Origin of the sequence: Haliscomenobacter sp. (assembly GCF_965225875.1) — a bacterium.
GTDB lineage: Bacteria > Bacteroidota > Bacteroidia > Chitinophagales > Saprospiraceae > Haliscomenobacter.
The window spans coordinates 1,912,315-1,935,633 of sequence record NZ_CBDDBS010000002.1 but is presented as its reverse complement, the minus strand read 5'-3'; the positions used below and the strand labels follow the sequence as shown (position 1 = coordinate 1,935,633).

The window sequence follows — 23,319 nt, the reverse complement described above, 5'->3', positions numbered from 1 at the left end:
GCTACCTTCAGTGATGGGGGTAGCCTATTTTTGTTCCTGGCAGAAGATGAGTACGCAGTAGATGACTTGGCAGTAGTTGTTTTTTTGGGTTTTTCGGCCTATCTTTAGTTTTAAAGAACCTTTCTGTACAAGCTTTTTGAGCTTGATTCTCTAGTTTTTAACAATGATAAACTTAGATATCATGCGCAAGCTGCTCTATACATGTTGGCTTATTGTCATCCTTTGCTCCTGCAACCAGACAACAAAAAATAAAGAGGCCTCCACCAAAAATGATGTTCTCACCAGTCAATATGGAGTGCTTTGTGCGCCAGAGGTAATTGACAAATCCTGGTATTCATCGGGAAAAAAAGCCCCCCTGTTCAGCGGGCTTGGAGGACTTCATTTTCCCGTTTCAACAAAGAATAAGGAGGCACAGCAGTACTTTGACCAGGGGCTGATGTTGTCTTTTGGTTTTAACCATGCCGAAGCAGGTCGTTCCTTTTTTGAAGCGACCCGACAAGATCCAAAGTGTGCCATGTCCTGGTGGGGCTTTGCGTACGTTTTAGGCCCGAATTACAATGGTGGGATGGAGAAGGATAATTTTCAACGCGCTTTTGATGCTGCTCAAAAAGCCAAATCGTTGGCAGCCTCTTGCACCCCCAAAGAAAAAGATTTGATCGAAGCCTTAACGCAGCGATATTCGGCAGATACCCTTACTGCTCGTTCCTTCCTCGACTCTGCTTATGCTGCCGCGATGGGTAAAGTGTATAAAAAATATCCGAATGATGCGACCATTGGCTCCCTTTATGCGGAGGCGCTCATGGATTTGCACCCCTGGAATTTGTGGAACAAAGATGGAAGCCCTCAGCCCTGGACGCCAGAGATTATGGCTGTGCTTGAAAAATGTCTACAACTGGAACCCCGACATGCTGGTGCCAACCATTTCTATATCCATGCAGCTGAAATGTCTCAGCATGCAGAAAAAGCTTTGGCTAGTGCTGATCTTTTGATGAATTTGGTTCCGGGTTCAGGCCACCTGGTGCACATGCCTTCGCATACCTATATCCGGATTGGCCGCTATCATGATGGAGCCGTTTCCAACCAAAAAGCGGTGCTGGTGGATAGCTTGTACACGGAAGCCTGTCATGCACAAGGAGTGTATCCGCTTGCCTATTACCCCCACAACTACCACTTCCTGGCGGCCTGCGCGACCCTTTCCGGGGAAAGCAAAATCGCCATGGAGGGTGCAATCGCAACAGCGAATCATGCGCATAAAAGTTTGTTGAAAGACCCGGCCTGGGCAACTTTGCAGCATTATTACTCCATCCCTTGGTATGTACAAGTGAAACTTGGGTTGTGGAAGGAGATCCTTAATTCGCCTGCTCCTGAAAGGGACTTGAAGTATCCTTCGGCCGTTTGGCACTATGCAAAGGGTATGGCCATGCTTTCCCAAAGCAAGGTTTCAGAAGCAAAAAAACAGCTGGTCGAAATAAAATCCATCATGGTCGATTCAACAATCAAAGATTTGACCATTTGGGGAATCAACAGCGTTTTTGATTTATGCATGATCGCTTCAAAAACATTGGAGGGTGAAATTCTGGCCAAGGAGAAAAAATTCCCCGCTGCCATTGCGCTGTTGACTGAAGCGGTTGAAAAAGAGGATGCCTTAAATTACAATGAACCACCGGATTGGTTTTTTTCAGTTCGCCATCACTTGGGAGCAGTGTTGATTGATGCTGGAAAATATCCCGAAGCGCTAAAAGTGTATGAGCAGGATTTAAAGAATTATCCTGAAAATGGATGGGCATTGAGAGGGATGATGAATCTTTATGAAAAAATGGGGGATAAAAAGAACTACGATAAAACGAAATTACGATTTGAAAAGGCGTGGAGATATGCGGATGCGGAAATTGGGGCTTCGAGGATTTTGTAGGGGATTATAGGTTGATCTTGGGCGATCACTTAGAAAAAAAGCATTAACTTTTAGGTGAGTTGATTATGAAATGATTGGGTGATCTAAGGCATAGCGACCAGCGGCAGAGCCGCCAAAACGTCTGTAGCTCAAGGAACGAAGATAGATTTTAAGGTACGTAGTACCGCAACTTTTGCTTTTTGTTCTGATGCACCTTAAAAGCCTTTGATAACTGGCAAGCGCTACCCATCGAGCGAAAACTCTACTGATTTACCCACTTTTCGCTCGCACAGTTCAGGTTTTCTGAGCGAAAAGTGTCCTTTTTTATCCACTTTTCGCTCAGTATTAGGTTCGAGTTGGAGCGAAAACTCTATTTTTTTGAGCACTTTTCGCTTGAACTGCAAATCTTTGCCATCCTAGAATTTTTTTCAAACTTGCAGATTTCAATTTAACCTAGTAGGTGTGTTCCTGTAGTAAATTTTTGGGGGTTATAAGGGCTTTTTGGGGATTTTTCTTATAGCTTGGAGCGGATTCAATGCAATTTACCCTGCGATAATGCGCTGGATAGAGGGGAGTGTGTTGCAGTAGTACCTAGTTTTCGGCAATTAAAAAAAGTAAATGTGGTAAGGATTTATTTTGATTGGAATATTTACTCTTACATCAGAACAGAAAGGGGGCAAGTCTATTCTGAGATAAATGATTTTTTGTCAAAAAATAAATCATCTATTTTACTTGCATATTCCCCCGCACATTTACAAGATTTAAACAGGAGTTATTTTAAATCTGAAAAAGGTAAGCTTGAAACAGAAAAAGACCTTGATTTTTTAGGAGATCTCACTTCTAATCATTGCCTATGCTATGACTTCAAAGAGAAAAGTGTTTATCCAAATGTAATTCATCCCAAGGAATACTTCCAAGAGATATTCGTTGATACTGAAGATGAGAATTTGTTCAATTTCGAGAACCTATTTGATAATGATGATCCACTTGGAAAGCTATGGCAATCTTATTGGAAGCTATTAAAGCTATTACCTTCAGGAATTGATTTTACTCAATTAGACAAATTGCCCAAAGAGTATCAAATAATAAACGATTTCTTCAAATCCACAAAAGGGCGTAATACCTTTGGAGGCCTTTTAGAGGATATTTTGAATGTGATACAAAATCTAGATGACTTCGAAAAGATTTTTAAGACAATTAGAGCGAACTCGAATAAAGATTTAAAAATAGAAACTGATAATTCAAAGTGGGGAAACCCGTTCGATTATATGGATAATGTATTGAAGAGAAATAAGCTACAAAAGAGCTTCTTTGAATTGACTACTGAGACTATCAAGAATTCAAATAAGAAAGCGAGTAGGTTCGATTATTTCTCCAACTACTATATCCAGCTCGATATATTTGGTTATCACAAAGACAAGAAACTATCTAACTTAATTGATGATGCTGCTCATTCCTTTTACGCTGCTCACACAGATATTTTTGTGACTGATGATGATAACACAAACAGAAAATCGTCAGCATTGTATAAACAACTAAACATAGATACGGAGGTCGTATATTCTACAGGTTTTCTGAATTGTATGAGAGAAAGAAAATTGTTTAATGAGGAAAGACCATTACTTGAACAAGTTCAATATTTAATCGAAAATTCATTGCTCCTTATGGATTCGGTAGATGATGAGCTAAACCCTGCCAGAGTATTTATGATAAAACCGTTAATATTAGACTATTTTAACCGGATGCAAATTTCAGAGTACGGAAACTCAACTTCCCTAATTTTCTACAAGAAACAAGGGAATTACTCTAATTTTCTGTTTTGGACAGAGATGGAAACAGTAGTAAACAGAATTGTAAAGGAGTTCGGAACAGACGATAATAATAGAGAAATATTTCAGGAAATCGAAAAAAAAGAAGTGCTTGACAATAATTGGAAAGGCAGGTTTTGGTCTTTTAGAAATTTTGATATTGGAATGAATTATATTGAAGAGCCATTTGGCCTCGCGTTTAAAATTGAAATTAAAAGAACTGTCAACAAAGACTATGATCTTCTCAACGGCTAATCGCCCCCAGACCTCATAGTCAGGCGGTTAAACTAAAAAATCTCTGGTATAGGACGATTTCCATTCATCCATTCCAAGACAAGAGGAGGAATGGTAAGGCAGATATGATTTTTGCCTTTTGTTCCGGTATGCTGCACCTTAAAAACCCTGCACGGTTTAAATGCTACAGACGTTTTGGCGGCTCTGCCGCTGGTCGGTTTGCTTGAAGTAGCCCAAATTGGCTTAACATTTTGAATAGACTTGATGTGATTTGATTATCAAGTGATTGGGAGATTTTAGGCACAAAAACCAGCGGCAGAGCCGCCAAAACGTCTGTAGAAATAGCGCCAGATTTAGTGAGTTAAAGGTGCAGCGCACCGCAACCAACTTACTCCCACCCTTGCACATCATCAAAAAACTCAAAAACGTAACGCTCATCGTATTCCACCTCAAACTTGCGCAACAACTCCAAATATTCAGCCCTAAATGACTTTTTTCGATGATGGACCTCTTGATTTTCAATGTATTTCGCTACAATTGGAATTTGAGAACGACTATAAGAAAATGCGCCATATCCTTTTTGCCATTCAAATTTAAACCGAGATAGTTGATTGATTTTGATGTAATCGTTGGAACTGGTTTTCACGTTTTATACCAAATCGGGAAGCAATTTGGTGTGATTGTACCCGATAAGCATGTGGACATGGTCAGGCATTGAATTAATCGATAACATTTTATGCCCATGATTTTGCACGATGCCAGTGATGTAGCCATGCAATTTTTCTTGCCATACTTTGCTAATGAGTGCATCGCGGTTTTTTACAGCAAATATAATTTGAAAATAGAGTTGGGTATAGGTATTAGCCATTGGGGATTGGGTTGCGGTGCGCTGCACCTTTGACTTATGATCGCGGACAAAATCTACAGACGTTTTGGCGGCGCTGCCGCTGGTCGTTGGCTCAAAATAGTAAGAATAAGGATGAAATTCACAGTTCGTTTAGTCAATGTTTTGAGTCAGTAAACAAAACTATCTTGTAATCTAAAACTCCAATCTGTACCTACTATTTGTCTTGGAGTTTTATAAGGATAGGATAGAGTCTGGTCAATTTGAAATAAAAAAAGCTACATAAAGGTAATATACAAGAAGAAACGGACCCGCGGCAGCGCCGCAAAACGTCTGTAGAAATAGCGTTGGATGATTGAATTAAAGGTGCAGCGCACCGCAACAGTAAGTGTAATTTGTTACGGTGCGCTGCACCTTTAAAAAGCATGGTATCCTTAGTTTCTACAGACGTTTTGGCGGCGCTGCCGCTGGTCGTCGGTCTAAAGTAGCCCAGATTGATACAATGTTTTGAATGGTTGACCAAACTTAGCGTAAGTGCTCAAAGCTCCAGAACTCCGACTACACCAACCCTGGAACTTTGGAACCCCGAACCTTGGATCCTACTCCCAACCACTCGGCCATCTCCCTGGCGTAGCCGGCGCCCCCTTCACATCCAACTGTTTCCCCAATTCCGTTACTTCCCCGGCAATGGCTTTTAATTCGTTCAGTACTGGCTTAAACTGCTTCGCAGCGATGTTATAGTTGTCAATAGCCGACTGCGTAGGTGCCGAAGTGGTACCCCACATCACCCCTTGCGCATACCCCAAACGATCATTGATCGAAGACGGTGCTTCAAATTCCCGGCGCCCACGAGCAGCGTCGCCATTCAATTGTAAGGTCACCGCATTCAATCTGCGTTGTAAGTCATAGGCCTTTTTCAACAAGTCCTGCGGTGGAGCAGGCATTTCCTGAATAGCCGTTTGAATCGCGCTCATCTGGCCGCTCAATTCAGCCCGGATGTTATTCGTTGCGCTGAGTGCCTTGCGCAGACTGGCCACTTTGGCCACAAAATCGGCGTAGGCTGGTAAGTCCGTAGCGGGTAAGGTGACGTTGTTCAGCGCTTTGCAGTTGAATTTGACGGGCCCAGCGATGGTAGTCAATACCCCATCTTCATACTTGCTGAGGCTGACGCTGTAAGTGCCCGGCAAGGCCAATTGCCCCGTTTCTTCCCCACCGAACAACTGGTCGGGAGCAGGCTTGTAACGACCCAAAACCGGAGCGGTGGTATTGTGCCGAAAATCCCAAACGATGCGCTTCAAACCTTTGCTCGCCGATGCTTTGAGGTGTCGCACCACATCACCATCAGCATCAGTGATGGTGAACAAGAGGTAAGGCTCTGGTTGCTCGTCTTCCTTGCGCAATGCCTCGATATCGGGATAATAAACCGGTTCTTTTTTATCAAATTTGGCCTTTTCAGCTTCTTGTCTTTTTGCTTTCAAGGTTTTGATGTCCTCTTTCAGCCAATAGGTGAATACTGCGCCCACGGGCGGGTTTTGCGCTGCGTAATAACTGCTGCCCATATGGCCTTTATCCCGGAGCCCCAGTGGCAGATTTGGGACAAACATCAAGGCGTCCTTGATAGGGAAGATGGTCGCTGCCTGATCAAAAGTTTCCGTTTTGAGGTTGCGCAGAGGCGAGTAGTCATCCAGGATGTAGAACCCACGACCAAAAGTAGCCAGGACCAGGTCATTTTCCCGGCGCTGGATTTCCAGGTCGCGTACCGCGATAGTGGGCAGGCCTGACTTCAGTTGCACCCAGGTTTCACCGCCATTTTGGGTGAAAAACAGGCCGAACTCGGTGCCACAAAACAACAAATTGGGATCGACATGATCCTCTGCGATGCTGTATACACTCCCTCGCTCGGGTAAAGTGGCACTGAGTGATTTCCAGGTTTTGCCCCCATCGCTGGTTTTGAGCAGATAGGGTTTAAAGTCGCCGTAGCGGTGGTGGTTGAAACAGACGTATGCGCCGTTCTTATCGTGGCGGGAAGCAATCACCTGGTGGACATAGCTGTTTTCGGGTACGCCAGGCAGTTTATCCATTTTTTCCCAATTGGTGCCGCCGTCGCGGGTGATCCATAGCAGGCCATCGTCGGTTCCTACCCACAGGATATTTTGATCCAGGGCACTTTCCGCGATGCTGGTGGTTTGGCCGTAGATGTCGGTCGAGCCGTTTTTGGCAAGGGCATCTACACTCCAGATCTTGCCCATGATTTCGAGCTTATTGCGGTCGATCCCCCGCGTCAGGTCGGGACTGATGACCTTCCAACTGTTGCCTCGGTCATCGGTGCGGAAAACCTTATTGGCTCCAAAATACAGCCGAGTGGAGGAGAAATTACTGATGGTCAGGGGAGCATCCCAGTTCCAGCGCAGGGCGGGCTCGTTTTCTCCTTCGAGAGGTTTGATGAAAACGGATTGGCCACTCTTGCGGTCAAAGCGGGAAAGTCCACCGTATTGACTTTGGGCGTAAACGATATCGGGATTGGTTTGATCCACCTGGGTTTCGAAGCCGTCGCCGGTGCTGGTCACGTACCAGTCCGCGTTGCTGATGCCGTTGTCACTGGTAGTGCGGCTGGGGCCACCCAAACTGAGGTTGTCCTGGGTTCCGCCGTGTACATGGTAAAAGGGCAGGCCATTGTCTGTAGCTACTTTGTAAAACTGGGTGACTGGCAGGTTGTGTTTGAACTCCCAAGTTTTGGCAAAGTCCCAGCTTTCATAAATCCCGCCGTCGCAACCTACCCGCAAGTGATTGGTGTTGCTGGGGTCGATCCAGATGCAGTGGTTGTCAATGTGTTTGTTGATTTCACCAAGGTTGCGCACCGTTCGGCCACCATCGTCGCTCACTTTGTAGTAAGAGTCGGTGATGAAGATGCGATCCACATTGCGGGGATCACAGGTAAGTTCCTGGTAGTAGTTGCCACTGGTAAAAACCCCGCTCATTTTTTCCCAACTCGCGCCCCGGTCGGTGGAGCGGTACACGCCGCCTTTGCCTTCCTGGGCTTCAACAACAGCATATACGTAATCGGGGTTAGCAGGGGAGAGGTCGATACCAATGCGACCAACATCGCCGCCGGGCAGGCCATCCAGTTTTTTCCAGGTTGTACCTCCATCGGTGGTTTTGTACAAAGCCGACTCGGGGCCACCGCCAATGTAGGTAAACACCTTGCGCTGGCGCTGGTGGAAGGCTGCATACAATACCTGGGGATTGCGTGGGTCCATGATCAGGTTGCTGCAACCGGTATAGGCGCTAACCGACTTGACATTGGTCCATGTTTCGCCGCCATCGGTGCTTTTGTACACCCCGCGCTCGCCACCGTCGCTCCACACAGGGCCATAAGCGGCAACGTAAACGATGTTGGAATTGCTAGGATCAACGATGACATTTGCAATGTGTTCAGAATTTTTCAAGCCCATGTTGCGCCAGGTTTTGCCACCGTTTTCACTTTTGTATACGCCGTCGCCGTAGGAGACTGCCCGCTGGTTGTTGTTTTCGCCGCTGCCGACCCATACTGTGGCTGGGTTACTTGGATCAAGCGCGACACAACCGATAGAGTAGGAGCCTTGCCCATCAAAAATGGGAACCCAGGTAGTACCCGCATTGTTGGTTTTCCAAACGCCGCCAGAAGAGGTGGCCACATAATACTCCGCTTGATTGCGTGGATTGACCGCAAAATCGCTGATCCTCCCGGAAGTGACCGCCGGGCCGATGCTGCGCAGGGACAAAGCACTGTAGGTAGAGGATTGATGGACGGTTGGTTTTTCCGTTTTGGCGGGAGCCGCCGCGGGGGGTGGTACTTTTTTGTCTTTTTGTGCCCAGAGGGCGGTACTGGTCAGGGTAATGAGTGCCAGAATGGGGATAAACATTCGCATAACCTTGGATTGATTGTTGAAATTGATTTAAATGTAAGCGTTTAGTCGGAAAAGCAGAAAAAATAAAGCCAAGGAAGTGGCTGGGGGTGAGGAAAATGACCCTGTTGGGGGGAGAGATTTTTTTTTGCTGGGTTTGAGCTTAACCGAGTAATTGTGTAACTCTAGTTTTGTTTTACTCGGATAAAATAGAATTAACTCAATAGTTTTGTCGCGAATAAATGCCCAATTCAAACATGAAAACAATAGTAGCCATTGGTGGTGGAGAAAGCTTTGAAGACAATACACCCATTAATAAAAGGATTGTGGAGCTTTCTAAAAAAAGCAAGCCCAATTTGTTGTTTTTGCCAACTGCCAGCGGAGACGCCACAGAATATTTTGATCAATTAAAGGAACATTTCTCCCAGCATGGCTGCAATTGTGATGTGCTGTATTTGATTAGAGAGAAGCCTAAAAAAGAGACGATCGCTGAAAAAATATCAAATGCAGACATTATTTATGTTGGTGGTGGGAACACTTTTAGAATGATGAAGTTGTGGAAAAAAAGGGGCGTTGACGTCTTGCTAAAAGAAGCCTATGAGCAAGGCACGGTCTTGTGTGGGCTTAGTGCTGGATCAATTTGTTGGTTCAAATATGGCAATTCAGATTCGAGAAAATTTAACAATCCTGAAGCTGGTTTAATCAAAGTAAGCGGATTGAATTTGATAAATGCCTTGCATTGTCCACATTATGATAGCGAAGCCGATCGAAAGCCGGATTTAAAAAGAATGATGAAAAAAACTTACGGCATAGTTGCCATAGCATTGGAGGATTGTTGCGCCATTGAAATTTTGGATGACCAATACAGAATCATCAGTGCCAGGGAAAATGCTCGTGCCTACAAAGTATTTTGGAGGGGAGAGGATTTTTTTGAAGAGGTGGTTGAACAGACAGAAACTTATCGGCCGTTGGATGAACTATTGTCAAAAAGAAGATAAAATACTGGGGGAGGAGACTTCAAATCTAGGGCTGAATAAAAAACAAAATTGTACAAAATTACACTTGTGAAAGTTGAACGCTTTGATACCCAAAAAGGCATCTACTGCTTCGAGGAATCCGGACTGAGCACTGGATTTCATGCTCATCCAGCCATTGAAATCATCCAGGTCTTGGAGGGCAATTTTACCATAACGACCAAAAATGCAAGTTATTCACAGCTAAGGATGGCCGTCATTCAAGCGAATACTGTACATGCTTTCGATGGCAAGTCTTGCCGGTGTGCATTGATGTTAATTGAACCCTTATACACCAGTTTTACAAGCATTGTGAATGCATTAGGAGTAGCAATCCCTGATAAAACAGTATTCACTTGGAAGGAATTGAACAGCCATGAAATGAAGACCTTTGATGCCCTCGTCGAAGACTTAATCATTGACAAGCCAGTGCAGGATGAAAGGGTCTTAAAATGTCTAGAATTCATCCCTGCTAACATCCATCAGGACAAATTATTGCTACCTATGCTGGCCGAATATACTCACCTTTCAGCAAGCAGACTCTCGCATTTATTTAAGGAAAAAATGGGTCTTCCCATTCAAAAATACATTTCATGGGTTAGGCTAAAATCGGCTATCGAAATTAGTCTGCAAAATAAGACTGACCTCCAGGAAGCTGCCCTGGCTGCTGGTTTTTACGACCCTGCCCACTTCAGTCGAAGATTCAAGGCCTTTTTTGGTTTGAAGCCTTCCGCCGTTTACAATAGCCGAATCGTACAAGATTAGGTCATTTACCGAGTTTACCTTTGATCCCACATTGTAGTAAATTACATTAATGGTAAACACAAGGTAAAAAACCATGAATCAGTTACCACCAGATTCCAATATTCGTAAGGTTTTGTACGACGATTTACCCGCATTGAAAGGGGTGATTGATACCAGTAGTTTATTCCCTTCAGAATTCCTGGATGACATGATCGCCAGCTATTTTCATCAAGACAACAATACCGAATTCTGGGTAACCTATGTGGAAAAAGAACCTGTGGCAGTAGCCTATTTTGCCCCTGAGCGGCTGACCAATGGCACCTATAATCTGTACCTGATTGCTGTACATGCTGATCATCAGGGTAAAACTATCGGAAAATCCTTGATAGAATTTATTGAACAATTTTTGAAAGACCGTGGGGAAAGAATTTTACTGGTAGAGACTTCGGGCTTGCCTTCTTTTGAACGTACCAGAGCTTTTTATCTCAAAAATGGCTACACCGAGGAAGCCCGTATTCGCGAATTTTATGCTGCCGGCGAGGACAAAGTTATTTTTTGGAAAGCATTGTCATCCTGAAATACGGGAAATAGCTGTTACTACTGTACCTCCATCCCCTTCATCCGTTCATAAATCCCCTTCACCTGCACATCTCCAAACCCATACACTCCCGCTTTTTGCCAAAAAGCTTTAAAAACCGCATTAAAATCCTCCGGATTACCCTGCAAAATCTCGGCAATCAATCGCTCCGGGCGACCTAATTGCCCTTGTGGAGGGAAACGGTCGACATGCGCCTGAACGACTTCTGGCAGCCGATTAAAACAAGCTGATGGCTGATGCGATAAGACTTGCAATTGTTTGAGGTCTTTGCTGCGGAAAGCTTCCCACAAGGCCAGGCCCAGTTCGAGATCGGTTTGGTGAAATTGCACTCTTTGAGCATAAGCTTGTTCCAAACTGGCCGCATCCGCTTGCCCAAAACCATTCCAATGATCCAGCGCCGGTTCCATCGGAAAAACCCGGTATATTTTAAGCTGCGGACTGGCATTGACCAGCAGTGCCAGCATAAACCACATGTTACTTTGGCAAAACAGGTCGTCCTCAAACCACAGGTTGACTTCGGCATCTTCGGGAAGACGCTGAATTTGATCCAGTTCTTTCACCACCATATCGTAATACTTCTCGCGAGCTTCACCATAACCCTGAGCGATGAAATTGGCGCGGATAGACCAAAAATTGTCCAGATCAGCAGCCTGAGCGGGGCCGTCGATCAGGCATTCACGGCAAATGATGCGGTGTCCAGGAATATTGCTTTGGGCAAAGGTTTGGGCCAGGCTATCGCCATTGAGAATGTGGAAGCTCATATTTTTGTTTGGATTTTTTTCAAAAATAAAAGAAAAATGGGAATTTTGTATGAATAATTTTTCCTAAATCCATCACCTATGCTCCAATTCCTAAAAAAGCTCCTCCCAAAATTCAAGCCCACTCCAACCCCGGAATTCGTTGCCCAACAATTGCGCAAACCCCATGGGGCATTTGCCAAAACGATAGGGGAGCGCATGAACGAAAGCAATCGTAGCCTGTACAAGCTGGTTTTGCAACACCTTGAATTACAGCCCGGTGATCAGGTGCTCGAAATTGGCTTTGGCAATGGTCATTTTTTTAAGGAAGTCTCACAAAAAGCCGAAGGGCTCAAACTCTACGGGATTGACTACTCTGCTGCAATGGTCAAAGCAGCGCGTAAGAAAAACCTGGACTTAATTCGCCTGGGGCAGCTTGAATTAAAAATGGGCAGCAGCGACAATTTGCCTTATGCCGCTGGCATTTTTGATGCGGTATTTTGTATCAATGTGATTTATTTCTGGGACAAACCCTCTGCCCATTTGCAAGAAATTGGGCGGGTGATGAAACCTGGGGCCAGGTTTTATATCGGCATTCGGCCCAAAGACATAATGGAAAAACTGCCTTTTACCACACTACTTTTCAAGTTGAGGGGCAAGGATGAAATCCAGCGCATTTTTGCCGAATGTGGGTTTGAACTGATCCACACCCAGGAAGAGACTGAGCCGCCAGTTATTATGTACGGCACAGCTTACGACATGGCGGGCATGTGTATGGTTTTTGAAAAAAAGGCATAATGCTCAGCCTATTTCTGTTTTTTCTTCGCCGCCAATTCTTCATTTTCTACTATCCGCTGTTGAATGATGCGTGCCAATAGCTCCGTGGGCAGTGGTTTTCCGTAAGGCAATTGAATCGCTGAAGGGGAAAACTTGTAATCTTTCAGCTCTGCCCGAAACTGCTCCAAAGTTGAAGCATTCGCAGTGACAAAGCTGTAATGTTTGGCAAAACAAGCAAAACCCACCAAGCTACCCTGGTACTTGTACATGGGCATTTGGTAGCTGATGACTTCCTGGGCAGTTGGGGGAATTTGACTGCGAATGAACTGGCGCAATTCCTCCAGTGCTGCTTGTTTGTCGGCGGCTTGCATGGCAATGTATTCGTCGACAGATTTGTAGTCAGTTTTAGCCATTTTGATCTTCATTTTTTAGTTTAATCAGACATTGTACATCCTTTCCTGCATAAATCTCCAGGCAATAGCCTTCGGGGTCAAGATCGGGACTTTGCAACAGATGGTGAAAAGTTCGACCAATTTCCCCCAGGTCTTTCATATAATCCTGGATGGTAAGCCCAAGATAAGTCCCTTTTTGAATGGTGAAACGATCCAGTCCCAGTGTTTCCGCTTCACCTGGGTTCAATTCAGTCGCGGCAGCCAGGTAATAGATCCCGCCATCGGGCAGGCCGTGGGAGATGCCGAAATGTTGACGCTCCTCTTTGCGGTCGAGCTTTGCATGTAAGGTTTGGAAAGCGGTCAGCACCCCATCGGGGAATGAGCTGGCGGCTACACAACAAGCAGGTATTTCCTTGTCAAATACAATTGTATCCATTGCTTTTCATTTTACTTGTAGTACAAAGATAAATTGTTTGAAAAAAAACTGTGCGTGACGAAAACGACAAGATGAGGGGGTGAATGCGCCAGCTTTTTTGTTTTAAAAACACCAAGACCTGTTTTAGGTAGCTTGGTTTTGATATTTTTACCGAACAATCAATTCAAAAATAAAACCTATCCCAATGCGCACTTATATTATCATTGAACATTTCAGATCGGAAACCATCAAAGCCCTGTATCAACGCTTTGATGAAAAAGGTCGGATGTTGCCCGAAGGGGTTAATTATTTGCATAGCTGGATCAACGAAGATGTTAGTATTTGTTATCAGGTGATGGAAAGTGAATCGCTGGAGTTGTTGAAAAGCTGGATCGCGAAATGGGAGGATTTAGCGGATTTTGAGATTGTGCCAGTGATTTCTTCCGCAGAGGCAAAAGCAAAGGTGTTGGGATGAAAAACAGCGATTAAACATAAAAAACGGTAAAACTATGATTGATTTCAATTTCGCACTAAGGACTCATTTTATGAATTTGACTATCAGGGTGTTAATAAATTTTGGATTACTCTCACTACTGGCATGTGTTAGTAGCCCTGAATCAACCTCTCGAAAAGGTGTTATCTTTTCTCCTGAAAAAAGCAAATCCATTGAGTTTATTAACCCACCATCAAGTGGAATCAATACTCAATTGTTGGTTAATTTTGAAAAAGGTTGGATTAAAGGTGCTGCTGGTGTTTTTGCCATAAACGCGCACGAGGAAGAATTGGTCGTAAAATGGATCGATGAAGAACACTTGTGGGTAGAATACCCTGCTCAAAAAGAATTTTACCAACAAAATGACACCTTACAGTCCTTTCAAGAAAGGCTTTATGTTCAATATCAACCTTACGATTCTTGCCAAATCATCGAGGTAAAAACCCTTGGCATTATGGATACAGTGACGGCTTTTGTAAATGTTGAGTTGGTGAATGCTACTGGAAATCCAGTGATCTGGTTAGTTGATGAGCAAGGAAAAAAGATTTTAGTAAAGGTGGCAAATCCTACTCGCAGTGGTGTTCATGTGCCACATGGCAAGTACAAAATAATGGTTGAAGGGGAAAATGGAAAATGTTACTCAAGTAAGATTTTATTTGAAAGTGGAGCGATCAAAAAAGTGACAATCATCCGAAAATAATTCTCACTCATGAACCTAAACAGCACCATGAAAACCTATAAAAAATACTTCCTCAAAACCCTTAAAGCCCATTTCCCACAAACCTTCAGCCAAATGATAGCGGAAGTGGAATCCCATTATCAGCACATTTCTCTTGATTCCAATTTTTCCGCAACCTCCACCAATCCCATCGACCGGAGGTTGGATTTTAGTGCCTATTTTTTAGCCTTGATCCAAACCCTTGATGAACAGGGTGAGCCTTTTGACCGCATTCGGCTCATCTGTCTGGAAGTGGTGACTGATTACGTCAAACCGAAGAACCAGCTGCAAACCTTGTTCAAAAAATTGCCCGTAAAACTTATGAATACCTGGGTTGGGCAGTATCTGATCAAATCGTTACAAAGCAAAACTAGTAAACTCGGACATCCGGATGGCTTTTTGGCCAACATCATCACTGACAAAGCCGAAACCTATGGTTTTGGATACGGCGTAGATATTCTGGAATGTGGCATCTGCAAATTGTTCAAAAAACACAATTACCAGAAATACGCCAGTATCCTCTGTGAAGTGGATGAGATCACTTCCAACCTGGCCGGGCTACAACTCATCCGCAATGGAACCATTGCCAATGGGGCTAAAAAATGTGATTTCCGGTATAAAAGAATCGAGTAAAGTTGTTGAATAAAACCTTGTCGGCGCAACGGGTGTTTGTTTGCTAATACTTTTAAACATCCCATATGGTTTTCGAATTTGCGGCTCATTCCAATTTCAATTTCCTCACCAGCTTTGCCGAGCAATTCAATGCGCAGGTATTGGAGGATACCTTGATTATCCCCGCATCAATGGGTGAGGGCAGCATTAAAAAAGTGGAACTCGGCCCTAACTTCAAATTGCTCATTCACCGCTACACCTTCAAGGAAGATTTTGTGCTCAAACGGATGGCCCCCGAGCAGTGGCACGACCAAACAACGATCATTTTTTATAGCTCTACCTTATCCTCCCATTTGTTGTCGAACCCCGAACGGGCACAGTTTTATTGCAAAAACTACACAAAATCGGCCATCGAAATTTCTTCCGCTGACCTGAATTCAGAAATACGGTTTCCAGCCAATACCGAAATCTATTTTACGGTAATTGGGGTCAAATCGGCCACTTTGATCGAGACACTCCAGGTAGAAAAGCCACACCACTTGCTCGAATCAATCCGCAATAGCCACACTTATTTGTACTACGAAACCATGTGGCTGGAAGTTGAAAAAGTGCTCAAACAACTGTGCAACATCAATGCCCAGCATGAACTCAGCCATTTTCATTACAAAATCAAGATACAAGAGTTGCTTTACCTCTTGTTCAGCAAATTGTTGAAGCGGGAAAACGAACCAGTGGCCAACATCAATAAAGCAGACATTGAAAAAATCTTTGCCGTGCGCAACCTGATGCTGGCCGATTTGTCTGCACCGCCTCAATTGAGCACCCTGGCCAAAACGAACAACCTGAGTGAAACCAAAATGAAGCAGTTGTTCAAGCAGGTTTTTGGTGACAGCATCTACAATTATTACCAAAAGGCCCGGATGGAAGAAGCCGCTTTTTTGTTGAAACAAGCCAGTTTTTCGGTTTCCGACGTAGGCTATGAGTTGGGCTTTTCCAATTTAAGCCATTTCAGCCGCTTGTTTCAACGGCATTACGGGATTACCCCGAAGAAATATACGGTTGCCGGATAGGACTATTTTTTGGCCTTTTTATGGTATTTTGCGCTGATAAGTCCGCCTAATTTTGGGGTATTGAAAACAACAATTCAATACCTGAACAAATGAAACAGATTTTAAAGGCTTTTCAAAAAAATGGTTTTGCCCTGAAAAACCATGTAGTCATGGCACCCATGACCCGCAGTCGAGCCATCAACAATATCCCCAACGATTTGATGGCTCAATACTACCAACAACGCAGTGGAGCTGGTTTAATCATTACCGAAGGTACCGCACCAGCACCCGAAGGGTTGGGCTATGCGCGTATTCCCGGTATTTTTAACACCGCGCAAATTGAAGGCTGGAAAAAAACCACCACCGCAGTACACGCCGAACAAAGCAAAATTTTCCTCCAACTCATGCACACCGGACGGATTGGCCATGTTGATAATTTGCCTGCTGGAGCAACACTGATCGGCCCTTCCAACATCAAGGCGGCGGGGCAAATTTTTACCGATACTGCTTTGCTGCAAGATCACTCCGAACCTCAGGCCCTGAGTACAGAGGGGATCAAATCCGTCATTGCTGGTTTTGTGAGTGCTGCTAAAAACGCCATCACTGCTGGATTTGATGGCATTGAATTACACGGTGCCAATGGTTATTTGTTGGAGCAGTTTTTGAATCCACACGTCAACAATCGTACCGATGAGTACGGGGGCAGCATCACCAATCGCGCCAGGTTTGTACTGGAACTTGTCGAACAGGTAGCGGCGGCGATTGGTAAAGAAAAGGTGGGGATTCGTTTTTCACCCTTCTCGACTTTTAATGACTTAGCGGCTTACGACCCCGCCGAGGTGCACGAAACCTATGCCTATTTGGCCAAAGAACTGGATAAAATCGGAATCCTTTACCTGCACATTTCCGTAAACCCGGAGCTGCCACAAAAAACCTTCGCCGCCATTCGAGCCAACTTCAACAACATCATCATTCAATGCAATGGTTTGTCCACGGACAGTGCAGAAATGGTGTTGCACGGAGGTGTTGCCGACCTGGTAGCTTTTGGCCGCCCCTTTATTGCCAATCCTGACTTTGTGCTGCGGATCGAAAAGAATGCGGCATTGAATCAGCCTGATTTTAATACAGCTTATACTCCTGGAGCAGTGGGATATACAGATTATGCTACTTTGGGAGAAGTGGAAAGTGTTGCATAAACTGGTGGTATAGATAAATTACCAATAAAAAGCCCCGCTCTGTATCCACAAAGCGGGGCTTTTTTATTGGCACTCGGCCTATTGTTTGTATTCGTTTGGGTAAAACCTAAGCAATCAACTCTGAATCCAGCACTTCTACTTTGTGACTAGGCTCAGGTGTATTGTTGCCGCCACCCTTGTTGTTGCGGGTGAAGAACAAACCAATGCGATCCACGATCGAGTAAATTGCCGGAATCACCACCAGAGTTAGCAACATGGAGCTGGTCAAACCACCTACCAGTGCCCAGGCCAGGGCGTTTTTCCATTCCGCGCCAGCACCTTTGGCAAGCGCAATTGGAAGCATACCTGCAACCATCGCAATGGTGGTCATCAAGATCGGACGCAAACGCGTGCGACCCGCCATAACCAGGGCATCTTTGTAATGATGACCTTCCGCCTTCATCTGGTTGGTAAAGTCGACGAGCAGGATGGCGTTTTTGGCCACCAAACCAATCAACATGATCATCCCCAACATGGCAAAGATGTCCAGTGTTTGCATGGTCAGTGCCATGGCCAACAAGGCTCCTACCATTGCCACCGGAATGGAGAACATCACCACCATCGGATACACCCAGTTGTCGTACAAGGCCACCATGATCAGGTACATGAACAACAAGGCTGCTGCCATCGCAATCAACAAGCTACCGAAACCTTCCGATTGGTTTTTGAGGTCACCTTCATAGGAGATGGTAATGCCTGGAGGAGGAGGATCCTGTGCCATTTTAGCCTGAATCTCTGCTCCGATGGTACCCGAAGGACGACCCAAAACAAAGGATTTAACTGTCACCGAAGCTGCACGGTCTTTGCGTTCCAACATGGATGGGCCCGTAGTTTGGTAAATCCGGGCAAATTGCTCCAGGCGTACAAGTTCCCCGGCAGGGTTCACAAATCCAACTTGAGATACATCGTCGATGTTCTTGCGGTCGAACTCATCCATCGCAATGTTGATGTCGTATTCGTAAGCGCCGTCGCGGTATTTGGCATTGGTGTTGCCACTGAATGCCGTTTGCATGGTCGCACCAACCGTTTGGATGTTGAGCCCGAGCTCGGCCATCCGCTGGCGGTCGATGTCTACCTTGATTTCGGGACTACCTTCTTCTACCGAAAGTTCTGGTGCCAGGGTACCCGGTACTTCTTTGTAAAAACCAAGTACCTTCTCGGCGTATTTCATCGCGTCTTCCAACTTGGTGGCACCCACGATGATTTGCAGAGGCGCTTCATCAGCTCCACCGAAGAAGCTTACTTGAACCGTTTGGACTTTCACCCCTGGTAGGGCTGCCTCCAATTCGTTGCGCACAATCTGAGCATATACGTCCGCCCGCAAGGAGCGTTCCTCTTTAGGGACCATTTTTACGTTTACCTCCGCCAGATAAGGCGTGGCTTGTCCGCTTAAAACCCCCGAAGTACGGCCAATCGTGCTGAAGATATCGGTAATCTCTGGCTTGGTAGCCAGGTATTCTTCTACTTTATTGACGGCAAGGTTGGTTTCTTTCAAGGTACCATCCTTGGGCAATTCTACCTTGATGATGAACTGACCTGCGTCACTTTGGGAGATAAAGGCGGCGCCAATGTATCCGCCACCAATCAAGCCAAAAGAAGCCATCAGCAGCCCGAAAGCTGCCACAACAATTATTAAACTGGTTACCCAGTGCTTCAGTACCCCTTTGAGCAAATTGGCGTATTTATCCGTCATCCAGGTCAAAAAGCGCTCAAAACCAATGAGCAGCAGGTGCCCCGGGTTTTTAGGATTCAGTACGGTCACTTTAGCCACCCGTGAAGCCAACATCGGGGTAATGGTAAAGGACACCAGCAGGGACATCAAGGTTGAGAACACCACGACCCAGGCAAACTGGCCCATAATGTTGCCTACGATACCACCCGCCAGGGTAATGGGGAAGAACACCACCACGTCCACCAGGGTGATCGCTAGAGCGGTAAACCCAATTTCATTCCGACCATCGGCAGCCGCTTGGCGACGGTTTTTGCCCATTTCCAGGTGGCGGTAAATGTTTTCCAGTACCACAATCGAGTCGTCCACCAGGATACCAATCACCAGGGACATGGCCAAAAGGGTCATCAGGTTGAGGGTAAAGCCCATCAAATACATGCCGATGAAGGTGGAAACCAATGAAGCTGGAATGGCCACCATGACGATCAAGGAGTTGCGCAAACTGTGCAAGAACACCAGCATCACCAAGGCTACCAAAAGGATCGCCAAACCAATGTCGTGCATTACGGCATCTACGGCGTCACGGGTAAAGTCGGTCGAGTCATTCGCGATGTTGAACTTCAGATTTTCCTTTTTGAAAGTTTCCTCCAAACTGGCCATTTTTGCCTTGATGCCATCCGACATGGTCACGGCATTGGCGTCTGGTTGTTTGAGGATGGTCATACCAATCGCTGATTTGCTGTTGAGGCGCGAAAGGTCCACCATTTCTTTCAGGTTATCGGATACATCTGCTACGTCGCGTACTTTGATCAGGGTTCCGGTATTGGAAACCCCCACTGTTACATCTTTGATGTCTTCAAGTGAAAGGAACTTACCCGCCAAACGTACGGTAATTTGTTCGCCTTCAGACTTTACCTTACCCGTAGGGAATTCCAGGTTAGCCGACTGGATGGCCATGACCAGATTGAGCAAGGACAGCCCCTGGCTTTCCAGTTTTTGGCGATTGATCTGCACTTTGATTTCCCGTTCCTGCCCACCAATCAAGTTGACCTGACCCACACCATCTACCTGCGACAAGGCAGGTTTGATTCTTTGTTTGATCAAATCGTATTGTTGGGCCTGCGGCAAATTGGTATTCACCGCAATGCTCATAATCGGAAAGTCATCCGAGCTGAATTTCCCCAAAGCTGGATCTTTCGCATCTTCGGGCAAAGTGGACTTCACCGCGTTGATTTTGCGCTGCACATCCTGAAGCGCAACATCGGTATTGACACCGTCCTTGAATTCAATGACGATTGACGACAAACCTTCAAAAGAGGTTGAACGAATGGATACAATTTTTTCCACCCCCGATACGGCGTCTTCAAGGGGTTTGGTCAGTGAGTTTTCAACTTCCGATGGGGAAGCACCAGGATATATGGTACTTACCAATACAATCGGGGCATTGAATTTAGGGATGAGCTCGTAGCTCAAATAGGAATAGGAAACTAACCCTAGGAAGGTCAACACCGCAAAAAATACGATGATGAGCGAGGGCCGTTTGATGGCGATTTCGGTTAGTGTCATTTTTTTTTGATTTTGTAGAGACGCACGGCTGTGCGTCTTACAGCCGTGAGACGCACAGCCGTGCGTCTCTACAACGATTAATTATTCTTCAACTCTCACCTTCATATCATTCTCCAGGTTGATCTGGCCGGAACTTACCACCACTTCTCCAGCCTTCAGGCCAGAAAGTACAGCAGCATAGTCTCCGTAGATGTTGCCAAGCTGGATGGGGCGCAATTTGGCGACTCCATTTTCCACTACAAACACCTTGGCATCGCGGGCACTGCCTACGATACACTCGCGAGGCAGGGCTAAAATGGATACCGAACGACCGGTGTTGAATTCGGCCACACCGTCCATTCCTGCTTTTAATGGAGTCGTGCCTGGATTATCCAGTTCAATCTCCACCAAAAAACGTTGGGCATTGTCTGCTTTTACATCGATCAGGTTGATCACACCAACGAAAGCTTTGTTGGGATACACATCCGTACGCAATTCCACGCGTTGGCCTTTTTTCACCTGAAGTACTTCATCATCGGTCAGGTAAGCCGCCATTTTGAGGCGACGCACATCAATGATGTCCATGATTTTCATGGCAGGAGCCAGGAATGCTCCTTTTTCAATCGTTTTACCTGAAACGGTACCGGAGATAGGCGCTTTCACATAAGTCATGCTGATTTGCTTCTCCAGGTTTTTGATGTTGGCCTTGATGTTTTCGATGCCGTTTTCAGCGTCATCTACCTGTTGCTGGGTAACCCCACCATCGCCGAGCAGGTTTTTCAGGCGGTTTACATCGTTTTCAGCCTTTTTGAGGTTGATGCGAGCCAGCTCCAGTTGGTTTTTCAGCAAGTCATTGTCAACCGCCAAAATCACTGCACCTTCACTGACGAAACTGCCATCTTTCACATTCAACTGGGTAATCCGGCCCTGAGCCTCACTCATTACGGTCAGTTGTTTGATGGGCTGAAAAGTCCCGTTGATTTCAAAGCCACCTTGAATATTCTTAGTGCCCAATGTGGTTACTTTCACCGGAATTTCGGTGTTGCGCACTTGGGTCAGTTTACCGTCGGCTTCAATTTTTTCTTTATTTTTCCCCAATTTCCAGGCTGTGACTGCCGTGAGGCCACCGACTACGACCAAGGTGATGAGGATGCGGATGATATTTTTCATTGTATTGTGTTTGATAAAAGGGTTATCAGGAATGAATCCCGCTAGCTGGATAGCCCGCGATGATTATTTGTACATTTCGCGGATTTTGCCATTGGCGTAATCCAGGTCTACTTTTGCGAGTTGGTATTGCAGCAAGTTGCCCAGGAAGTTCGATTGTACTTCACGCATGGTTTTTTCAGCTACCAATACTTCGGTCACGTTGGCGATACCTTCTTTGTAGCGCTTTTGGGTGACGCTGTACACTTCTTCAGCCACTTTGCGGTTTTCGCGCAGGGCATTTAGGGTATTCCAATAGCTGATCACTTGTTGCTTGGCCTGGCTGTGTTGCAATTGTAGTGATTGCATGGTCTGTTTGCGGTCTTCGGCAATTTTCAACATGTCAATTTTGACTTGCTCGACCTTACTCTTGCGGTAAAAACCGTCAAAGATGGGAATGCTCACATTGAGTCCAACCGCTGAGAAGCTGAACCAGTTCTGGTTTTTGCCCAACTCCCCAAAACCATTGCCTTGACCCTGGAAGTTGTAATTTCCAAAAGCCCGCAAGGTAGGCCAGGAGGTAGCCCGCAATTGATCAGCGTTGAGTTGTTGCAGCGTGGTTTGTTGATCCAGCAGGGTGAGGTCCAGCTTGTTTTGATAAGCTGGCTCAAAGTAAGTTGGATCTACATTGGGCATCACAATCTCGCTGAGCGTATCACTCAAGGTCAACTGCGTTTCCTGCGGCATGCTCATAGCGAACTTCAGGGCTTGCAGGCCTTGTTCGTAGTTCAGCTCGAGGTTTTGCAACTGCGTTTGCAAGGTGATTTGATTGACCCGCAATTGGTCGACGTCCAGTTTTTTGGCCAAGCCATTTTTGTATTGCAGGTCGGTCGCTTTGAGTAAACCATTGATTTGTTCCAGGTTGGCAACGATCAAATCGCGCTGCTTGTAAATGGTTTGAACCTGGTAATACAACTTGACCACATTGTAGGCTACTTCTTCTTCCGTTTTTAATTCTACGGTTTGATTGAGGTTACCTACAGCTTTAATGGCTTTGATGCCTACCCAGTATTGTTGGCTGTACAACAATTGGTTGACTTCCGCACCAGCAGTGGTGTTGAGGTCGGTACCAAACTGCACCGGAACCAATTCATCGGGTTTACCCTGGAAGAAGTTGGGAATCAATTGCGTTGGCAATTTCGCGTTGTACGTAAAGCCAAGACTGGCGTTCACTTGGGGCAATCCCGTACTTTTGTATTCGCGTATCTGTTCCTGTGATTTGCGGGTATCCAGTTTGGCTTTTTGCAGCATTGGGCTGTTTTTTAAGGCAAACTGAACACTTTCTTTCACTGAAAGGGTACTCTGAGCTGAAAGGGTGCCCAGCAACAAAGTGCCCAGCAGCATCCCTTTCAGGCGCAGTACATTTAGGAATCCGTCATAATAACTCATAACAATCAGTTTAAATATCATGGATCAACCCCACGGTGCGGTGGGTGTTTGGGTTATTCAAAAGTC

18 protein-coding genes and 1 pseudogene are annotated in these 23,319 nt (G+C 45.5%); 11 read left to right on the top strand and 8 right to left on the bottom strand.

What is annotated here, in order from left to right; all coding sequences use genetic code 11:
• Positions 1-181 precede the first annotated feature (181 nt).
• Complete coding sequence (locus ACO08K_RS10465) at positions 182-1,912, top strand: hypothetical protein (RefSeq protein ID WP_421796339.1); 1,731 nt, start codon at positions 182-184, stop codon at positions 1,910-1,912.
• A gap of 599 nt (positions 1,913-2,511) precedes the next feature.
• Complete coding sequence (locus ACO08K_RS10460; RefSeq protein ID WP_421796338.1) at positions 2,512-3,954, top strand: hypothetical protein; 1,443 nt, start codon at positions 2,512-2,514, stop codon at positions 3,952-3,954.
• Between the two features lie 367 nt (positions 3,955-4,321).
• Here the strand turns inward: ACO08K_RS10460 and tnpA are convergent.
• Together tnpA and ACO08K_RS10450 are read right to left on the bottom strand one after the other, a co-directional pair.
• Positions 4,322-4,801: pseudogene (gene tnpA, locus ACO08K_RS10455) on the bottom strand (IS200/IS605 family transposase).
• A gap of 575 nt (positions 4,802-5,376) precedes the next feature.
• The gene (locus ACO08K_RS10450) at positions 5,377-8,685 is read right to left on the bottom strand and encodes a WD40/YVTN/BNR-like repeat-containing protein (protein ID WP_421796337.1); all 3,309 of its coding nucleotides are present in this window, start codon (positions 8,683-8,685) and stop codon (positions 5,377-5,379) included.
• 233 nt (positions 8,686-8,918) lie between these two features.
• On the opposite strand from ACO08K_RS10450, the gene ACO08K_RS10445 reads away from it, so the two are divergent.
• The 3 genes from ACO08K_RS10445 to ACO08K_RS10435 all read left to right on the top strand — a co-directional run bounded on the left by ACO08K_RS10445 (position 8,919) and on the right by ACO08K_RS10435 (position 10,995).
• A complete protein-coding gene (locus tag ACO08K_RS10445; protein WP_421796336.1) occupies positions 8,919-9,659 on the top strand; it encodes a Type 1 glutamine amidotransferase-like domain-containing protein in 741 nt (246 codons plus the stop codon).
• Between the two features lie 66 nt (positions 9,660-9,725).
• Complete coding sequence (locus ACO08K_RS10440) at positions 9,726-10,439, top strand: helix-turn-helix domain-containing protein (protein WP_421796335.1); 714 nt, start codon at positions 9,726-9,728, stop codon at positions 10,437-10,439.
• A 73-nt stretch (positions 10,440-10,512) separates the two neighbouring features.
• Entirely contained in the window at positions 10,513-10,995 is a 483-nt protein-coding gene (locus ACO08K_RS10435; RefSeq protein WP_421796334.1) for a GNAT family N-acetyltransferase, read from the top strand.
• Between the two features lie 20 nt (positions 10,996-11,015).
• Here the strand turns inward: ACO08K_RS10435 and ACO08K_RS10430 are convergent, their stop codons facing one another.
• The gene (locus tag ACO08K_RS10430; RefSeq protein ID WP_421796333.1) at positions 11,016-11,777 is read right to left on the bottom strand and encodes a DUF1835 domain-containing protein; all 762 of its coding nucleotides are present in this window, start codon (positions 11,775-11,777) and stop codon (positions 11,016-11,018) included.
• A gap of 78 nt (positions 11,778-11,855) precedes the next feature.
• Here ACO08K_RS10430 and ACO08K_RS10425 point away from each other — a divergent pair, with 78 nt between their 5' ends.
• On the top strand, positions 11,856-12,551 hold the full coding sequence (locus ACO08K_RS10425; RefSeq protein ID WP_421796332.1) for a class I SAM-dependent methyltransferase: 696 nt from the start codon (positions 11,856-11,858) through the stop codon (positions 12,549-12,551).
• A gap of 8 nt (positions 12,552-12,559) precedes the next feature.
• Here ACO08K_RS10425 and ACO08K_RS10420 read toward each other — a convergent pair whose 3' ends face one another.
• Complete coding sequence (locus ACO08K_RS10420; protein WP_421796331.1) at positions 12,560-12,943, bottom strand: iron chaperone; 384 nt, start codon at positions 12,941-12,943, stop codon at positions 12,560-12,562.
• Positions 12,936-13,358, bottom strand: a complete 423-nt coding sequence (locus tag ACO08K_RS10415; protein WP_421796330.1) for a transcriptional regulator — start codon at positions 13,356-13,358, stop codon at positions 12,936-12,938. Before ACO08K_RS10415 ends, ACO08K_RS10420 begins: the two co-directional genes overlap by 8 nt.
• A gap of 184 nt (positions 13,359-13,542) precedes the next feature.
• Here ACO08K_RS10415 and ACO08K_RS10410 point away from each other — a divergent pair, with 184 nt between their 5' ends.
• The 5 genes from ACO08K_RS10410 to ACO08K_RS10390 all read left to right on the top strand — a co-directional run bounded on the left by ACO08K_RS10410 (position 13,543) and on the right by ACO08K_RS10390 (position 17,405).
• Complete coding sequence (locus tag ACO08K_RS10410; RefSeq protein WP_421796329.1) at positions 13,543-13,812, top strand: DUF3303 domain-containing protein; 270 nt, start codon at positions 13,543-13,545, stop codon at positions 13,810-13,812.
• A 34-nt stretch (positions 13,813-13,846) separates the two neighbouring features.
• Positions 13,847-14,530: a hypothetical protein gene (locus tag ACO08K_RS10405; protein ID WP_421796328.1), complete on the top strand. Its 684-nt coding sequence runs from the start codon at positions 13,847-13,849 to the stop codon at positions 14,528-14,530.
• 27 nt (positions 14,531-14,557) lie between these two features.
• Positions 14,558-15,181 carry an L-2-amino-thiazoline-4-carboxylic acid hydrolase gene (locus ACO08K_RS10400; RefSeq protein WP_421796327.1) on the top strand — a complete coding sequence of 208 codons (624 nt, stop codon included), beginning with the start codon at positions 14,558-14,560 and terminating at the stop codon, positions 15,179-15,181.
• A 65-nt stretch (positions 15,182-15,246) separates the two neighbouring features.
• Positions 15,247-16,230 carry a helix-turn-helix transcriptional regulator gene (locus ACO08K_RS10395; RefSeq protein ID WP_421796326.1) on the top strand — a complete coding sequence of 328 codons (984 nt, stop codon included), beginning with the start codon at positions 15,247-15,249 and terminating at the stop codon, positions 16,228-16,230.
• Between the two features lie 89 nt (positions 16,231-16,319).
• Positions 16,320-17,405 carry an alkene reductase gene (locus ACO08K_RS10390; RefSeq protein WP_421796325.1) on the top strand — a complete coding sequence of 362 codons (1,086 nt, stop codon included), beginning with the start codon at positions 16,320-16,322 and terminating at the stop codon, positions 17,403-17,405.
• Between the two features lie 106 nt (positions 17,406-17,511).
• Here ACO08K_RS10390 and ACO08K_RS10385 read toward each other — a convergent pair whose 3' ends face one another.
• The 3 genes from ACO08K_RS10385 to ACO08K_RS10375 form a co-directional block, all read right to left on the bottom strand.
• Positions 17,512-20,679, bottom strand: a complete 3,168-nt coding sequence (locus ACO08K_RS10385; RefSeq protein ID WP_421796324.1) for an efflux RND transporter permease subunit — start codon at positions 20,677-20,679, stop codon at positions 17,512-17,514.
• Between the two features lie 81 nt (positions 20,680-20,760).
• A complete protein-coding gene (locus ACO08K_RS10380) occupies positions 20,761-21,828 on the bottom strand; it encodes an efflux RND transporter periplasmic adaptor subunit (protein ID WP_421796323.1) in 1,068 nt (355 codons plus the stop codon).
• 63 nt (positions 21,829-21,891) lie between these two features.
• On the bottom strand, positions 21,892-23,253 hold the full coding sequence (locus ACO08K_RS10375; RefSeq protein ID WP_421796322.1) for a TolC family protein: 1,362 nt from the start codon (positions 23,251-23,253) through the stop codon (positions 21,892-21,894).
• Between the last annotated feature and the right edge of the window lie 66 nt (positions 23,254-23,319).

Coding starts and splice junctions, on each gene's coding strand:
- ACO08K_RS10465 (WP_421796339.1), top strand. CDS start 182: ATGCGCAAGCTGCTCTATACATGTTGGCTTATTGTCATCCTTTGCTCC.
- ACO08K_RS10450 (WP_421796337.1), bottom strand. CDS start 8,685: ATGCGAATGTTTATCCCCATTCTGGCACTCATTACCCTGACCAGTACC.
- ACO08K_RS10445 (WP_421796336.1), top strand. CDS start 8,919: ATGAAAACAATAGTAGCCATTGGTGGTGGAGAAAGCTTTGAAGACAAT.
- ACO08K_RS10435 (WP_421796334.1), top strand. CDS start 10,513: ATGAATCAGTTACCACCAGATTCCAATATTCGTAAGGTTTTGTACGAC.
- ACO08K_RS10430 (WP_421796333.1), bottom strand. CDS start 11,777: ATGAGCTTCCACATTCTCAATGGCGATAGCCTGGCCCAAACCTTTGCC.
- ACO08K_RS10425 (WP_421796332.1), top strand. CDS start 11,856: ATGCTCCAATTCCTAAAAAAGCTCCTCCCAAAATTCAAGCCCACTCCA.
- ACO08K_RS10420 (WP_421796331.1), bottom strand. CDS start 12,943: ATGGCTAAAACTGACTACAAATCTGTCGACGAATACATTGCCATGCAA.
- ACO08K_RS10415 (WP_421796330.1), bottom strand. CDS start 13,358: ATGGATACAATTGTATTTGACAAGGAAATACCTGCTTGTTGTGTAGCC.
- ACO08K_RS10410 (WP_421796329.1), top strand. CDS start 13,543: ATGCGCACTTATATTATCATTGAACATTTCAGATCGGAAACCATCAAA.
- ACO08K_RS10405 (WP_421796328.1), top strand. CDS start 13,847: ATGATTGATTTCAATTTCGCACTAAGGACTCATTTTATGAATTTGACT.
- ACO08K_RS10400 (WP_421796327.1), top strand. CDS start 14,558: ATGAAAACCTATAAAAAATACTTCCTCAAAACCCTTAAAGCCCATTTC.
- ACO08K_RS10395 (WP_421796326.1), top strand. CDS start 15,247: ATGGTTTTCGAATTTGCGGCTCATTCCAATTTCAATTTCCTCACCAGC.
- ACO08K_RS10390 (WP_421796325.1), top strand. CDS start 16,320: ATGAAACAGATTTTAAAGGCTTTTCAAAAAAATGGTTTTGCCCTGAAA.
- ACO08K_RS10385 (WP_421796324.1), bottom strand. CDS start 20,679: ATGACACTAACCGAAATCGCCATCAAACGGCCCTCGCTCATCATCGTA.
- ACO08K_RS10380 (WP_421796323.1), bottom strand. CDS start 21,828: ATGAAAAATATCATCCGCATCCTCATCACCTTGGTCGTAGTCGGTGGC.
- ACO08K_RS10375 (WP_421796322.1), bottom strand. CDS start 23,253: ATGAGTTATTATGACGGATTCCTAAATGTACTGCGCCTGAAAGGGATG.